Genomic DNA, 15,513 nt, shown 5'->3' with positions numbered 1-15,513 from the left:
ATGATTTTTATGTTTTATGAGAAATGATGCACAAATAACCTTAAAAAAATCAGGCTAAAAATAAAATATTTTTTATTTTTTGCTATTTTATTTTTTCGTTTTTAATGTTTTTTGGAATGATAATTCCATTTAAGGAGTGTGCTTTCTTGCGGGCAGGGTACCTGCAGGAGAGTTAAAAACCGGAACGATCCATGAAAAATGTGCTGCCCAAAAGGCAACAGCCTCAAAGCCCGCCTGGTCCTAAACTTGCATCATCAACCGCATCAGATCAATCTCCAGCATCAGCATCAGCATCAGCATCAGCATCAGCATCAGCATCAGCATCAGCATCAGCTTCAGCTTCAGCTTCAGCATCAGCATTAGCTCCGGCCCGGCCAACGCAGAGATCTCGAACAAAGTACTGGCGGATAACTCAAGTCCGGCAAAGAAACGCTGACGGACGGGATGAATTTCCGGTACCAGCGCGAGGTCAGTGACGTAGGTAGTTGTTCTGACAATCGCGTCACGGGTTACCCCTAATCCTGCCAGCAGCCTGTCGATATTGGCGTAAACCTGCTCAACCTGCTTTTTCATATCACCTGTTCCCACCACATTGCCGTCTTCATCCCACGCCACGTTGCCGGATGGGCAACGCCGTTTTGGTCATCACGGTGGAAATAAGCAAGCCAGGGAAATATTAAGAAATATCAGGATTAGAGTTGACTGAAATATTCGTGCCCATTTGATAATAAGTACATATTAAAGGAAATGTCTTTTGGGCCGATAAGTTTGAATATCCGATAATATTAAAAAGCCATTGCCAGAGTAATATTCCGGCGCCCCGCAGACAGAAGATGGAAAAGGCTATGACGGACAGCTGCGTTCTTACCCCAGGTATGGAAACTACTCCTTATAGTGTGAATGTTATCAATGACCTTGTGAAGCGCTCCCGGGCAGAACACCCGGCAGATTTACGCAAGTCAGCAGTAAAGAGTGGCTCTCTTTCGTACAATTATCGTAATTCGGTATTGTTAGCGAAAATAAAACTTCAGTCCGTTAACAGCATTGGCAGTAATAATACCCAAAGTTTGTGTCAGTTGATTGCCCTCTACTCCAGCCGCGCGGATGTGAATGCGGTATTTTTATCTGACCGGCCGCTCTCTCCTGACGCTGGTCGCGCCGAGCTGGCCAGTCAGGCGGCAGAATACATCAGAGCCAGCTATCGGGGAAAAGCACTCAGAAACCCTTTTACCGGGCTGTGCCGCAAAACGGCCTCACTGATCGCTTACAATCGCAGCGGAGCCTTTACTTCCGCAGAGCGGTTAGCCGCTTATGATCAGATCAATAAATCTGACGGCGATTATGACAACATGGTTTATAACAAAACGCATCTTAACAGCTGGCAAAATGCTGAATATGGCAAAGTGGTTGAACTCGCGACCCTGTTGAAAAAAGTCGCCGGTATGAGCGAGGGGGAAAAGCAGGAGAAAGACATCACCGAAGAATTAAACAGCGTGATACAGCGGAAAATCGATTTACTGGAAGAAAAATATGCACTGCGCTATCAGGCTGTGGAGTACGCTAATCTGGTCAGTCCCCACCGCGCGGATTTACTGATTGTCAGCAAGACATCTGCGGGTGTTTTCACCTGGAAAACGGCCGGCTCAGAAAATTTATATCAGCTGATAAAACATAATCGGGCGGCGATCGCTCTCAGCGGTATGGTCAGCCTGTACTGAGAAGCGCCAGGCCGCTTCCCGCTGACAGGATAAAACCTGATGAAACAATCACCTGTGGTGATGATTATCACTCTCTCTTCTTAAGTTTATTATCTCTTATATTTGACAATGACCCATTGTAATGACTGCCTGTTATTCAACAGGCGGTTTAAAATATTGCATTAATTCCATTCACAGGCCATCAGGTGTTGGTGGACAACATTACTTGCTGAAAGTTCAAAACCTTATTTTGCATTGCCAATCAAAATGATTATACTTCTCATTCGCTTTTTGGTGTGAAGAGATGTTCTCTCTTTGCAACCTGCTGATCTAAAAATAAAATCTCTTGAGGGTAAATAATGTTTTTTGCTCCTTCTCTTTCCCGGGAAAATGGTACTGGTCACTCCTCTTACGCCAGAATGGCTGCTCCGTCACTCTCTTTGCTGGCTGTGGTTATCGCCACTGCATTGCATGTGCCGACCGCTGCTGCTGAAACCCCCCCCACGGACACCGCTCAAAAAGAACAGAACCTGGTGGTGAATGCCACGACTGACACGGCTTCCAGCACGCAAAACACGGACTACAGCGTCCCGGTGACCAGCGCCGCGACCAAAATGGCGCTGACCGCTCGTGACACGCCTCAGTCAATCAGTGTCATCACTAAGCAGCGCATGGAAGATCAGAAACTCGACACCCTGAACGATGTGTTGAAAAACACCACCGGGATCAGCGAATTTAATTCGGGAGCCAACCGCAGTAATTATTACTCTCGCGGTTTTATGATTGATAACTATCAGATTGATGGTGTGCCAGTGCTGATCGATTCGCAGTGGAACATTGGTGATACCCTTTCTGATACGGCAATTTACGATCGGGTTGATGTGGTTCGCGGCGCGACCGGTTTAATGACCGGTGCGGGCAGCCCGGCGGCCTCGATCAATATGGTGCGCAAGCAGGCCGACAGCAAAGAATTTAAAGGCGATCTCTCTGCCAGCTACGGTAGCTGGGATAATCAGCGTTATGTTGCCGACCTTTCAGCTCCGCTGACAGAGTCCGGGAATGTGCGTGGTCGCGTGGTGGCCGGTTACCAGGATGGTGACAGCTGGCTGGATCACTACCATACCCAGAAAAAATTCCTTTATGGCGTGGTGGATGCCGATCTGACCGACTCGACGACCCTCTCGTTGGGCTATGACTACGAAGAAACCAATATTCAGGGTGCGACCTGGGGCGGCCTGCCAACCTTCTACCTTGATGGCAGTAAAACCAATTACGATCGCAGCACCAATCTTTCTCCTGACTGGGCCTATAACAACAGCGATTCGAAGAAAGTCTTCGCTAAGCTGAAACAGGATTTCAGCAACGGCTGGCAGTTCAACCTCAGCGGCTCCCATACTGAAGCGACCATGGACAGTAAGCTGCTGTATATTGACGGATACTTCGATAAAACCACCGGGATTGGCGTCGGGCCTTATGCGGGCTACGATCTGTTAGGCGGTACCGGCTACAACACCGCGAAGCGTAAAGAGGACTCTGTTGATTCCTATGTCACCGGGCCGTTTGAGCTGTTCGGGCGTGAGCACCAGCTGATGGCCGGGGTGACTTACATCCGTCAGCACGACCGCTATATCGGAACTTCGACCAGCTTCACCTCGGCTGATGTGGGTGATTTTAATCACTGGGGTAACTATCCGGAACCGGACTGGGACGACCAGGCGTTGTCTCAGGACAACACCATCCGTCAGAAATCGGCCTATATGGCGACCCGTATTTCACTGGCCGATCCGTTGCATATGATCCTCGGTGCGCGTTATACCCAGTATCGGGCTAACACGCTGACGCAGAATATGGAGAAGAACAACATCACGCCTTACGCGGGCCTGGTGTATGACATCAACGATACCTATTCTGCTTATGCCAGCTACACCTCGATCTTCAAGCCGCAGACTTATCGTAATGCCAGCGGCGCCTATCTCTCTCCGGTTACCGGAAAAAGCTACGAGACCGGGATCAAAGGTGACTGGAACAACAGCCGTGTGACAGCTTCATTAGCCGTGTTCCGTATCGAGCAGGATCATCTGGGTGCCACGGATTATGCGCTGGTGCCGGGCAGCAACGACTACGCCTATTATGAGCAGGATGGCACGGTCAGCAAGGGTGTTGAGTTCGAAGTCAATGGGGCGGTCACTGACAATCTGCAGATGACCTTTGGCGCAACCCGCTATGTGGCGAAAGACGGTGAAAACGCTGCGCTGAACCCGACTCAGCCACGCACCACGCTGAAGTTGTTCACCAGCTATCGCCTGCCGATGCTGCAGGATCTGACCGTGGGCGGTGGAGTTAACTGGCAGACGCATACCTGGGATAACGTTGCCGGGCCGGACGGGGCCAGCACCCTGTATGCAGAGCAGGGCAGCTATGCGCTGGTTGATCTTTTCGGTCGCTATAACGTGACCAAACAGTTTTCAATTCAGGCTAACCTGAACAACCTGTTCGATAAAACCTACAACATCGACGTGGGCAGAAACACCGTTTACGGCGAGCCGCGTAACGTCTCAGTGACCGCTAACTACCGCTTCTGATCCACCTCTGATAAGAATGCCCCGGCAACGGGGCATTTTCCGTAGTATAGAACTCATATTCCTTTGTATCCTGCGCGCTGCCTGTTGAAGAACATGCCATTACATTGTGATGCAATGGCATGACTCCGACGGCCACTCTGTTCAATGGCCCGAAAGGACAATATGGTCTCAATCAGTGGCGTTCACCAGCAGGATTGGCGGCGGGTACGAATCCGATCACCTGTCTCGCTTTATCAAACCCAGTTGCTTTCCAATAGCCCGATCGACCATGCGTTTCGGCAGCAGCCGGGGCAGCGTCCAGTTCTTCCATTTCTGCTGAACCAGGGTATAGCAGACCTGAGGATTTTGATGAGTCAGGGCCGTGTATACGGCTTCGCCAACCACTTCAGGCTTCATCCCTTTGCGGCCTTCTCCGATAAACCAGCTGACAAAACGGTCGATGATCGGCCCGTAATCCGTTTCCCGATAGCGGCTGTAATCTTCCTGTATGGCTTTATCCAGAATAGGCGTATTAACAAAGCCAGGTTCAATCAGGATCACCTCAATGCCATACAGCTGCAGTTCGCGGCGTAATGATTCTGAAGCACCTTCAAGTGCGTGTTTAGAGGCGGCATAGGCACCCAAAAAAGGCGCACTGAAGCGACCTCCCACTGAGCTCATGTTAATGACGCGGCCGGCGGCAAAAATCCGGCGGATGCAATACGTGCCCTTTCTGATGCGTATCTGGCGTTTGCCAGAGAAAGCCCGCATGTTTTCGCGCTGACGCTTGCGGCTCCTGCTGAAGGTGATGATGAAAATGCAATGCATCTTCAGTGCTGGCGGTTCGTCACCGGCCAGGTGAGCCGATTGTATGGGGAAAAGCAGGCGCCCGAGGCGTCAGTGGCATTGTGGGCGTTGATGCACGGCATGTGTGTGCTGGAGCAGGCGGGTGTGCTGGGAGAGTTGAAACCAGGCAGTGGCGGATCCTTCGGACTGCAAATCTGGATCGCTGCTGCGGGCGAACAGGCGTCACAGGCCAGCCCGTCCTGAGACGAACTGGTCCTTCAACCGCGTCACACTACCGCAGAAACCAGCCAGACCAGCAGGAACCCGGTAATACCCATCGCCGTGGTCAGCACCGTCCAGGTTTTCAGACCATCGGCCACCGACAAGCCCAGGTAGCGGGTCACCACCCAGAAACCTGCATCGTTCACATGTGACAGTCCCAGTCCGCCGAAGCAGGCAGAGAGCGTGACCAGCACCAGCTGGATATCGCTCAGCCCGGTAACGGCCTGTGTCAGCAGTCCGCTGGTGGTGAGGATGGCCACGGTAGCCGAGCCCTGTGAAGCGCGCAGCGCCAGCGACAGGATAAACGCAGCCGGGACCAGCGGCAGATGAATGGTTTCCAGCGACAGCGCCAGCGCTTTACCCACGCCGGATTCCACCAGTACTTTACCAAACGCACCGCCCGCACCCGCTACCAGAATCACCCCTGCAGAGCTGGGGATCGCCCGGTCCAGCAGTTCGCCCAGCTTGTCTTTGGTCAGGCCGCGACGCAGGCCCAGCAGCCAGGCAGACAGGGCCAGCGCAATCAACAGGGCAATTGCCGGGGTGCCAATCAGTGTGAGCAACTGGCGGATAGCATTCCCTTCGGGCAGGGCTGTGTGGGCCAGCGTACCCACCACGATCAGCAGGATTGGCACCACAATCAGCGAGGAGATCAGCCATGCGTCAGGCGGTTCAATGCCTGTTTTTCGCGGGCTGTTTTCCGGTTTGGCCAGCTGTAGCTGTTCCAGGACGTTCAGCGACAGATGGTACTGACGCAGGTTCATCCACTTAGCCACAAAGTAGCCCACCACGCCAACCGGGATAGAGACGGCAATACCCAGCAGCATCAACCAGCCAATATCCGTACCCAGCAGACCGGCCGCCGCAGCCGGACCCGGATGAGTGGGCAGCGCAACGTGGACGGTCAGCATCACGCCAGCCATTGGCAGGCCGTATTTCAGCGGCGAAACACGGGCGACTTTGGTAAAGCCGTAAATCAGCGGGATAACGATAATAAAGCCGACTTCAAAAAAGACCGGAATGCCGAGCACAAAGGCGGCCATGGTCAGCGCTGCCACGGTACGTTTCACTCCTAACGTGTGGGTAAAGCGCTGTGCCAGTGATTCGGCACCGCCGGAGGCCTCGATGATAGCTCCAAGCATGGCCCCCAGCACGATGATGATCGTTATCGATCCCAACAGGCCACCCATCCCGGCGACGATCACTTTCATAATATTGTCGGCCGGGATCCCGGTGGCGATCGCTACCAGCAGGCTGACCACCAGCAGGGCAACGAAAGGGTGGATTTTGGCTTTGATGACCATCAGCAGCAAAATCAGCACGCTGGCGACGGCGATGGTAAGTAGCAGGGCGGTAGACATCAGTTCAGCCTCTTGGGATTTTATATTTTTTCAATTTTTTCAACAAGATAATAGGTAATGCATTTCCCGGTCGGCACCTGAACCAGGCAGCAGAAAGCCGTCGCTGCGCGCAGAAACGCGCAGCGTCAGTCACGAAAACTTGCTGTTATTTATACGGAGTGAACCAGTCCAGACCTTCCAGAGTTGAAGCCCGCGGGAAATATTCGCAGCCGATCCAACCCTGATAGCCGCTTTGGTCGATCAGGTCGAACAGCCACGGGTAGTTGATCTCGCCCTCGTCCGGTTCATGACGATCCGGTGCGGAGGCGATCTGAATATGCTGATACTGCCCGGTAAAATCGCCGATCAGATGGCTGAGGTTGCCGTCCACCAGCTGGGCGTGGAACAGATCGAGCTGGGTGAACACACCCGGACGATCGATGCGCTTCACCATTTCCAGCGTCTGATACTGGCTGGCGTAGAGGTAACGCGGTTTGGTTTTCGGGTTCAGCGCTTCCAGCAAAATGCGGATGCCGTGTGACGCAAAGCGGTCGGCGGCGTAGCGGATGTTCTCAATAAAGGTGCGGCAGTATGCCTCGCGATCCGCACCTTCAGGGACGGTCGCGGCCATGATATGCACCTGCGGGCAATCCAGCGCCACGGCATATTCCAGCGCCGTGTCGATATCCCGCCGGGCTTCTTCTTCCCGTCCCGGAATGGCGGAAACGCCCCATTCACCGGCTTCGACATTGCCGGGGCCGGTATTAAACAGCACCATCTCAAGATGGTTACGCACCAGCGCCTGCTTCAGCTCTGCCGCGTCGTAGTCGTAAGGGAAAAGAAACTCCACGCCGCGAAAACCAGCCTCAGCGGCGGCATCAAAGCGCGCCAGAAACGGCAGGTCGGTAAACATGGTCGAAAGATTGGCAGCAAATTTAGGCATGTTCAGCTCCGTAATTCAGCCACTTCGTCATCATTCAGATAACGAATCGGGCGCTCGCCCAGGGTGAAGATCAGCCGGGCGGTCTCTTCCAGTTCTTCAGTGTTATCAGCTGCTTCACGCAGGGTTTTCCCCACCACTACCGGCCCGTGGTTCGCCAGCAGGAACGCTTTATAGTGCGGAGCCAGCCTGGCAAGATCCTGTCCCAGACGGTCATCTCCCGGACGATAATAAGGAATCACCGGGACATCACCGACGCGCATCACCACATACGGGGTGAAGGGGCGGATGCAGTTCTGCGTATCCAGCCCTTCCAGGCAGGAAAGTGCGGTGAGGTACAAACAGTGCAGATGCACAATCGCCCCACAGGCCGGGTTATTCTGGTAAATCGCCCGGTGGAAGCTGATCTCTTTCGACGGTTTGTCACCGCCAATCCATTCGCCTTCCGGCGTCACTTTCGACAGACGTTCAGCCACCAGTTCACCCAGGCAGGAGCCGGTGGGCGTGGCCAGCAACGTGCCGTCTTCGAGCTTCATCGACAGGTTACCGGCCGAGCCGGTGGCATAGCCGCGCTTGAAAAATGACGCGCCCAGGCGGACCATCTCTTCACGTGCTTGTTGTTCAGTCATAGCGGAAACTCCGTCTGGGCGCGGGCAAAGAAGTTCTCATCACCAAAGTTACCGGACTTCAGCGCCAGCGAGACTGGCTGAGCCACGGCTCTGACCCAGGGGACGCCGGGCGAAATCACCGGACCAATATGGAAGGCATCAATGCCAAGGGTTTGCGCAACCACGCCGGAGGTTTCACCACCCGCGACGATAAAACGCTGCCAGCCGCGCTGCTGCAGATCACGCACTACGGCGGCAAACAGTTGCTCAACGGCTTCGCTGCTCTCCTGTGCGCCATACTTCTGCTGAATACGCTGAAGTTTTTCCGGTTCTGAAGTGGCGAACAGCAGCGGTGCCAGGTTCTCCGTGCTGTGCTCTGCCACCCAGTCACAGAGCTCGGCGGCATAGACTTCACGCTGTTGCAGAGCGCGTTCCACGTCAATCCCCAGTGACGGAGCCTGGTCACGGTAGCGCGCAACCTGACGATTGGTCATGGTAGAGCAGGAGCCTGAAAGTACCACCGCACGTTCACCCGCAGGGGCTCCGGCAGCCTGTGCCTGTTCGCTGTTGTGCGCGGCATTGGCCCACTGGCGGGCCAGGCCGATAGCCAACCCGGAACCACCGGTGACCAGTTTCAGCTCGCGGACTGCTTCGCCCTGGGTCAGCAGATGCTGTTCATTCAGTGCGTCCAGCACCACATAGCTCACGCCTTCCTGCGCCAGCGCGGCCATTTTTTCGCGCACGGCGGCAGCGCCCCGATCAAGGGTCTGGCTGGCAACCAGCCCTGCCTTACCGGCAGCCTGAGCCTCCATCAGCCGCAGCAGATTGCTGTCGGTCATCGGCGTCACCGGATGGTGACGCATGCCCGAGTCGGACAGCAGCTGATCCATCACAAACAGATGACCCTGATAAACGGTGCGACCGTTAACCGGCAGAGAGGGGGAAATAATGGTTTGCGATTCGCCTGTTGCTGCCAGCAGTGCGTCCGTTACCGGCCCGATGTTACCTTTCATGGTACTGTCGAAGGTGGAGCAATATTTAAAATAGAAGCGTTCGCAGCCCTGCTGTTGTAGCCATTCCAGCGCATGCAGGGAATCAGCCACCGCCTTTTGCGGCGCGCATGAACGCGACTTCAGGCTGACCACGATTGCATCAGCATCCAGCGCCAGTGGCTCCGGTGGCACGCCGTTAACCTGTACGGTAGCCATGCCGTTCTGCACCAGGAAACTGGCGATGTCGGTCGCGCCGGTAAAATCATCGGCAATCACTCCCAGGCGCATTATCCACGCTCCTGTCTGGCTGGCAGCGTAATGCCGCTGAAAATCTTGATCACCGCGCTGTCGTCTTCGCGGCCATAGCCTGCGTTGCTGGCGGAGGTGAACATGTTGAAGGCGGTTGAGGCCAGCGGCAGCGGGAAGTGCAGCGCTTTCGCCGTATCAGCCACCAGGCCGAGATCTTTCACAAAAATATCCACGGCGGATTTTGGCGAGTAGTCACCGTCAACCACGTGGCGCATACGGTTCTCAAACATCCAGGAGTTGCCGGCGGCGTTGGTCACCACGTCATACATGGTATCCAGCGGGATCCCGGCCCGGGCAGCCAGCGCCATCGCTTCTGCACCGGCGGCAATATGTACACCGGCCAGCAGCTGGTGGATGATTTTTACCGTTGAGCCGAGGCCGATTTCGCTCCCGATGCGGTAGACTTTGCCCGCCACCGCATTCAGCACCGGCTGCAGCAGTTCAAAGGCCTGGTCACTGCCTGAAGCCATCACCGTCATCTCACCGATGGCAGCTTTCGCCGCGCCGCCGGAGACGGGGGCATCCAGCATCACCAACTGGTATTCCGCCAGCTGCTGCTCAATCTGCAATGCATCCTGTGAAGAAATGGTAGAGGACACCATCACCGCCGTACCAGGTTTCAGCAGCGTCGCCAGTCCGTTCTCGGCAAACAGGATCTGCTTCACCTGCGCGGCATTTACCACCAGCAGCAGCACTGCATCCAGTTCAGCCGCGAAGCTGGCAGCACTGGTTTCAGCAGCCTGAGCACCGCTGTCGCGCAAAGTTTGCAGCGCCTGCGGGTTTAAATCGACACCCCAGGTTTTCAGCCCGGCTTTGATACAGGATTGCGCCGCACCCATCCCCATGGAACCGAGGCCAACGACACAGACCGACACTGATGTTGCGTTTGACATACGCTCTCCGTGTTAAAATTAGTGATTATTTGTTTTGATGTGTGAAGTGTAGGCGTTCTTAACGATCATTTTGGTGATATTCCTCACATTAATTAACAGGAATGCACCTGTTTTTCACAAGGATTAACACTAGTGATAAAAAATGGCTGCAGGCAACAAGGCAGCTCCATTACACTGATGCGATTCGTCAGCCACGACTACAAGGAGAGAGCATGATCCCGGTCGAACGACATCAACAAATTTTAGCGCTGGTACAGGAAAAGGGCGTGGTGAGTATTGCTGAGCTGACTGAGCGTCTGGGCGTCTCCCATATGACCATCCGCCGCGATCTGCAAAAGCTGGAGGAACAGGATGCGGTGATGCTGGTTTCCGGCGGCGTGCGTTCGGCGGAGCGGCTGGCGAGCGAGCCTTCCCATCTCGATAAAACCAGCATGTTCAGCCAGGAGAAGCAGGCGATTGGTGCAGCGGCAGCGCGGCATATTCCGTTGAACAGCTGCATCTATCTGGATGCGGGCACCACCACGCTGGCGCTGGCCCGGGCGCTGGAAGTCAGGGACGATTTGCTGGTGGTCACTAACGACTTTGTTATTGCGAACTTTCTGATCGAGAACAGCCAATGCCGGATGGTACACACTGGCGGAAGCCTGTTACGCGATAATCGATCCTGTGTCGGCGATGCGGCGGCTCAGGCGCTGCGCGGACTTTCTGTAGACATCGCGTTTATCTCCGCGTCCTGCTGGGGGGCCCGTGGCATTTTTACGCCGGATGAGGAAAAGATCACCGTGAAGCGAGCCGCCAGCGAAGTGAGCCGGAAGCGGGTGCTGCTGGCCGACAGCTCAAAATACAACAAAATTGCCACTTTTCTGGCCCTGCCACTCAACCGGTTTGATGGTGTGATCACCGATCCTCGCCTGTCAGAATCGGCGCGGCATGAGCTGAACGCCCTGAATATCGAGATTACACTGGCCTGAAAGCGGCATTAATCCGCCGAATAAAGGCCAATAACATCGTGTATTTATTTAAAATCCCGACAAAAACATAGAAGATATTCTATGTTTTTATCGTTAGCTGGGGATTATTGGCCTTTTTCAGGAATGAAGAAAACGTTATTTTTAAATGCATGCTCACTTAACTTATTATTCTGCATTCTTTTGTTAAAGTAATTAATTTGAGTTACTGGAACCTCTAACGTTTTGTCTGGAATATTTTGATTTAATCGTTCTGACAGAAAAATATCTTTTCTCATACAGAATGATCACTTAATATTGCCCCGCAAGAATGAGCAATTGAATCAGGGGCGATCCTTTATAAGATCTGGCCGGGTCCCTTTCTGTTATCAATACATTACCTATGAATTCTCGCGGTATTCTCTTTTGAGGTCATTTGTTGTTACTGATATCTCACTGACTTTACAGCAATGAAAGGTAGAGACTCTTTTCTCTATCGTTTTAATTTTCGTTGATATTAATGAAAGGATACACCATGGCTATTACTCAACGGCCGTTTACACTTAATTTGCTGACGCTGGCACTTTTTCCTTTGTATACTTTTGCGGCTTCACCCTGGACAGTAAATGATGGCAGTACATTGCAGGTGACTTCAGGTTACAGCAGTACAGAGAGTACTGATTACCCGCTTTATGCGTCGGGACTGAACAGCCTGCTGATTACCGACAGTAATTTACGATTCAGTACCATGACTAATGGAGCCTATGCCGCTTATGTCGCTAACCAGGCCAGTCTGGAACTGAATAATGCCTCACTGTCCACGCTGGGAAGTGTTGCTTCAGGCATCTATGCAGATAACGCGACCCTGAAGATGACGGGCGGTGTTATTACTACGGTTGCCTCTCAGGCGCATGGTATTGCCGCTACCAACTCCAATTTGACGCTCACCGATGTCAACATTCTGCCAGGCGGAGCGAATGCCTATGGGATTAAAATGTCGGGTGGCACATTAAATGCTGACGGTGTTGTTATTTCCGGTAGTGCGGCAATTGGCGGTATGACGCTGACTAATGGCGCCACGGCCACTTTAAATGACGTTGGCATCACTCTGCTGAACAGCGGCGGTGATAGCGCTATTTCACTGACCAATAGTTCACTGGTGGGAAACAACGTTACCATCGATTCAAGCGTATACACGACCCAGGGTGGAGTGGCAGCCGTCCAGGTAGGAACGAACAGTTCGCTGGAATTGACTGACAGTACAATCAATTCGGTATCTGGCGGTGTTCGTGGCTGGATTAACAGCAGCACGACGCTGACCAACGTGGATGTGAATACGACCGGCGGAGCCAGCCATGCTGTTGATGCCAATAAGGATAATGCCAGCGTCATACTGCGTGGTGGCACCTATACGACAACCGGTGTTAGTGCATATGGGGTTTGGTTGGCCGCTCAGGGAGTTTCTCTGGACGCGGACGGTGCCACGTTTCAGACTCAGGGAAACAGCTCACACGCTATCACTGCCCAGTTGGGTACGGCGACAGTCAAAGACAGTACTCTGATGACGATGGGATCGAGAAGCTTCGGCTTCTATAATGAAACCGTGTCTGAAGGGAGCAACCTGAACATCACGACTTCGGGCAAAACTGCTTACGGTGCGATAGCGGTCAATCAGACAGGTAAAACTGGCAGCCAGCTGACATTGACGGATTCCTCCATCACAACTTCTGGCGAGGATGCCTATGGAGTGTCGGCTACGAACGGTGGGGTGATGATCCTGACGAATTCCGCAGTGAACACCTCAGGGGATGGGGCATTTGGTGCTGCTGCGTTTAAAACGGGTTCTGTTAGCCTGCAAGGATCAATGCTGACCACTACAGGTAACAATGCGTTCGGCCTTATCGCGACGGACAGTGGCACAGTCATTAGCGCTGCGGGGACAGCGATTAAAACCTCAGGCGTTGGGTCCTATGGTGCAGTAGCCAATACTGGCAGCACGGTGAATCTGACCGACAGCACGATCTCAACATCTTCTGACAAGAGTGGTGGCGTGTATGCGCTGAACTCTTCTACCCTCAATGCAGATGGGGTTACGGCTGACACGGCGGGAACAGAATCTTTTGGCCTCGCCACCGACTCCTCGACCCTGAATATCAGCAACAGCCAGTTTACGACCACTGGACTGGATGCCACAGGGTTGTTTGCAACATCTGCTGTCGCCGGAACAGCCAGTAACGTCACGCTGGATAACGTAAGCTTAACCAGCGATGCGGCATCAGGAGCCACGACCAGAGCCGCCGTGCTAAATCTTACCCTGAAAAACGGCACTGTTATCAAAGGGGGGGATGGCGTGGCGTTAAGCGCGATCTCCGTTGAGAATGACGACGGCACAACAACGTACTCAGACTTCCAGACCACCGCCGATAGCAGCGTTGCTCTGCTGGGTAATGTGGTTACCGACAGCTACGACAATAATCTCACTCTCTCACTGGCGAATGACTCGTCACTGACCGGCACCACGCAAAACGTCAGCCAACTGGTGCTCGACAGTACCAGCCGCTGGCTGATGACTGGCGATTCTAACCTTCAGGACCTGAAGCAGGATGGTCTGGTCACTTTCAGCAACAGCAATGGCGGATTCAGTACCCTGACCGTTGATGGCAACCTGACCGGCTCAGGCACGTTTGCCATGAATACCCAACTTGGGGATGACACTTCTCCAACGGATAAGGTGCTGGTGACGGGCAATGCGGAAGGCAGCTTCCATGTCACCATCAATAACAAAGATGGCCAGGGTGCTCAGACCGATGCGGGCATCTTGCTGGTGCAGGTTTCCGGGGATGCCCAGTCAGCCACGTTCGCCCAGAACAACAGCGTGGTGGCGGGTAACTACGAATACTTCCTGAACAAGGTGAATGGTAACACCTGGTACCTGCAGTCTTCTTATACAGCGGTTGAGCCGGTTGACCCGGTTACTCCAGTCGATCCGGTTAACCCGGTTGACCCCGTTAATCCGGATAACGGAGATAACTCGGACGCAGGAGGTGAGGCTGCCGTTGTGCCTGATGCTGAAACCCCTTCCGATACCAAAACCTGGCGACCTGAGGTAGCAGGCTACCTGATTGCACCTTACCTGAACGCAGCCTATGGCTTCACTTCAGCTGGCACCTACCATGAGCGTCTGGGGGCGATGCAGGGCGATCGCGCCGCATGGGGCAGGATTTATGGCCGCCATGACAGTTACTCTGCCGGACGTTTTGCTTTTGACGTTAACACCGCGTTTATTCAACTGGGTGGCGATACGCTGAAAAAAGATCTTGCTGATAACTGGCACGTCAAAGCCGGACCGATGTTAACGCTGGGCCGTCAGCACAGCAGCAACAAAGATAACGGACGTAGCGCCCGTCCGGGACTCTCCGTGGACGTGGGGAAAACGGATACCACGGCTTATGGAATTGGCGGCTACGTCACCACCTGGAATGACGACGGCAGCTATCTGGATACCGTTGGTCAACTGACCCGTTACAGTAACCGGTTTACCAGCCTGACCGATGCCAAAATGGACAGCTATGCTGCGCTGCTGTCGGCGGAAGTGGGCAAACCCTTTACGCTGGCTGAGCAGGTCAAACTGGAACCGCAGGTGCAGTTGATGGGCCAGTACATGAACATCAGCCAGACCTACGCCAGCGGCGTGAAGCTGAAAGACCAGAACGTGTTTATCGGTCAGGCGCGGGCTGGGTTGCGTCTGTTTTATGATGCGCCAATGGTTCAGCCTTACGTCAAAGCGGATGTGATCCAGCAGCTGGGCAGCACGCCGGGCGTGGATATGAATGACGAAACCCTCCGGCCGGACGTTCGTAAAGGCGTGTGGCGCACGGGGGCGGGGATCAGCGGCAAAGTCACCAGCCAGCTTAACCTGTACGCTGAAGCCACCTATTCACACAGCTTCGGCCAGGGCTATGAAGGCTATACCGGCAATCTGGGCGTGAAATACCAGTTCTGACGGTTCGGTTAAGCAGTAAATAAAAAAAGGTGCCTGCCAGTCAGCTCTCCGGGGCTGTCGGCAGGCATTTTTTATTCCGGCAAGAAGGAAATGTAGTAGTGACGAAATGACACTGGCGATGCAATTGATAACGCCAATGAAACTAATTATCATTC

At 53.8% G+C, this 15,513-nt stretch carries 12 protein-coding genes; 5 read left to right on the top strand and 7 right to left on the bottom strand.

Going from position 1 to position 15,513, the window contains the following annotated elements; translation table 11 throughout:
- Positions 1-240: 240 nt before the first annotated feature.
- Positions 241-615: a RidA family protein gene (locus GSQ70_RS24825; protein WP_158785013.1), complete on the bottom strand. Its 375-nt coding sequence runs from the start codon at positions 613-615 to the stop codon at positions 241-243.
- A gap of 230 nt (positions 616-845) precedes the next feature.
- On the opposite strand from GSQ70_RS24825, the gene GSQ70_RS24820 reads away from it, so the two are divergent.
- Together GSQ70_RS24820 and fhuE are read left to right on the top strand one after the other, a co-directional pair.
- Entirely contained in the window at positions 846-1,718 is an 873-nt protein-coding gene (locus tag GSQ70_RS24820) for a hypothetical protein (protein ID WP_158785012.1), read from the top strand.
- A gap of 338 nt (positions 1,719-2,056) precedes the next feature.
- The gene (gene fhuE, locus GSQ70_RS24815) at positions 2,057-4,279 is read left to right on the top strand and encodes a ferric-rhodotorulic acid/ferric-coprogen receptor FhuE (RefSeq protein ID WP_158785011.1); all 2,223 of its coding nucleotides are present in this window, start codon (positions 2,057-2,059) and stop codon (positions 4,277-4,279) included.
- 216 nt (positions 4,280-4,495) lie between these two features.
- On the opposite strand, the gene GSQ70_RS24810 is transcribed toward fhuE, so the two are convergent.
- Entirely contained in the window at positions 4,496-5,086 is a 591-nt protein-coding gene (locus GSQ70_RS24810) for an SDR family NAD(P)-dependent oxidoreductase (protein ID WP_158785010.1), read from the bottom strand.
- Here GSQ70_RS24810 and GSQ70_RS24805 point away from each other — a divergent pair.
- Complete coding sequence (locus GSQ70_RS24805; protein WP_158785459.1) at positions 4,979-5,308, top strand: TetR-like C-terminal domain-containing protein; 330 nt, start codon at positions 4,979-4,981, stop codon at positions 5,306-5,308. The genes GSQ70_RS24810 and GSQ70_RS24805 overlap by 108 nt on opposite strands.
- 23 nt (positions 5,309-5,331) lie before the next feature.
- On the opposite strand, the gene GSQ70_RS24800 is transcribed toward GSQ70_RS24805, so the two are convergent.
- From GSQ70_RS24800 to ltnD, 5 genes are all read right to left on the bottom strand, one after another.
- Positions 5,332-6,687, bottom strand: a complete 1,356-nt coding sequence (locus tag GSQ70_RS24800; RefSeq protein WP_158785009.1) for a GntP family transporter — start codon at positions 6,685-6,687, stop codon at positions 5,332-5,334.
- A gap of 145 nt (positions 6,688-6,832) precedes the next feature.
- Positions 6,833-7,609 carry an HPr family phosphocarrier protein gene (locus GSQ70_RS24795; protein WP_158785008.1) on the bottom strand — a complete coding sequence of 259 codons (777 nt, stop codon included), beginning with the start codon at positions 7,607-7,609 and terminating at the stop codon, positions 6,833-6,835.
- A gap of 2 nt (positions 7,610-7,611) precedes the next feature.
- Positions 7,612-8,235 (bottom strand): aldolase, encoded by a 624-nt coding sequence (locus tag GSQ70_RS24790; protein WP_158785007.1) that lies wholly within the window; start codon positions 8,233-8,235, stop codon positions 7,612-7,614.
- A complete protein-coding gene (otnK, locus tag GSQ70_RS24785) occupies positions 8,232-9,494 on the bottom strand; it encodes a 3-oxo-tetronate kinase (protein WP_158785006.1) in 1,263 nt (420 codons plus the stop codon). Before otnK ends, GSQ70_RS24790 begins: the two co-directional genes overlap by 4 nt.
- The gene (gene ltnD / locus GSQ70_RS24780) at positions 9,494-10,408 is read right to left on the bottom strand and encodes an L-threonate dehydrogenase (protein ID WP_158785005.1); all 915 of its coding nucleotides are present in this window, start codon (positions 10,406-10,408) and stop codon (positions 9,494-9,496) included. Before ltnD ends, otnK begins: the two co-directional genes overlap by 1 nt.
- Before the next feature lie 212 nt (positions 10,409-10,620).
- On the opposite strand from ltnD, the gene ygbI reads away from it, so the two are divergent.
- Both ygbI and GSQ70_RS24770 read left to right on the top strand, forming a co-directional pair.
- A complete protein-coding gene (gene ygbI / locus GSQ70_RS24775; protein ID WP_158785004.1) occupies positions 10,621-11,379 on the top strand; it encodes a DNA-binding transcriptional repressor YgbI in 759 nt (252 codons plus the stop codon).
- Between the two features lie 511 nt (positions 11,380-11,890).
- The gene (locus GSQ70_RS24770; RefSeq protein WP_158785003.1) at positions 11,891-15,358 is read left to right on the top strand and encodes an autotransporter outer membrane beta-barrel domain-containing protein; all 3,468 of its coding nucleotides are present in this window, start codon (positions 11,891-11,893) and stop codon (positions 15,356-15,358) included.
- The last annotated feature ends 155 nt before the right edge of the window (positions 15,359-15,513 follow it).

The organism is Pantoea sp. BAV 3049, from assembly GCF_009765445.1.
Lineage (GTDB): Bacteria > Pseudomonadota > Gammaproteobacteria > Enterobacterales > Enterobacteriaceae > Erwinia.
The sequence above is the reverse complement of the archived record's forward strand: the minus strand, read 5'-3'. Positions and strand labels throughout refer to the sequence as shown.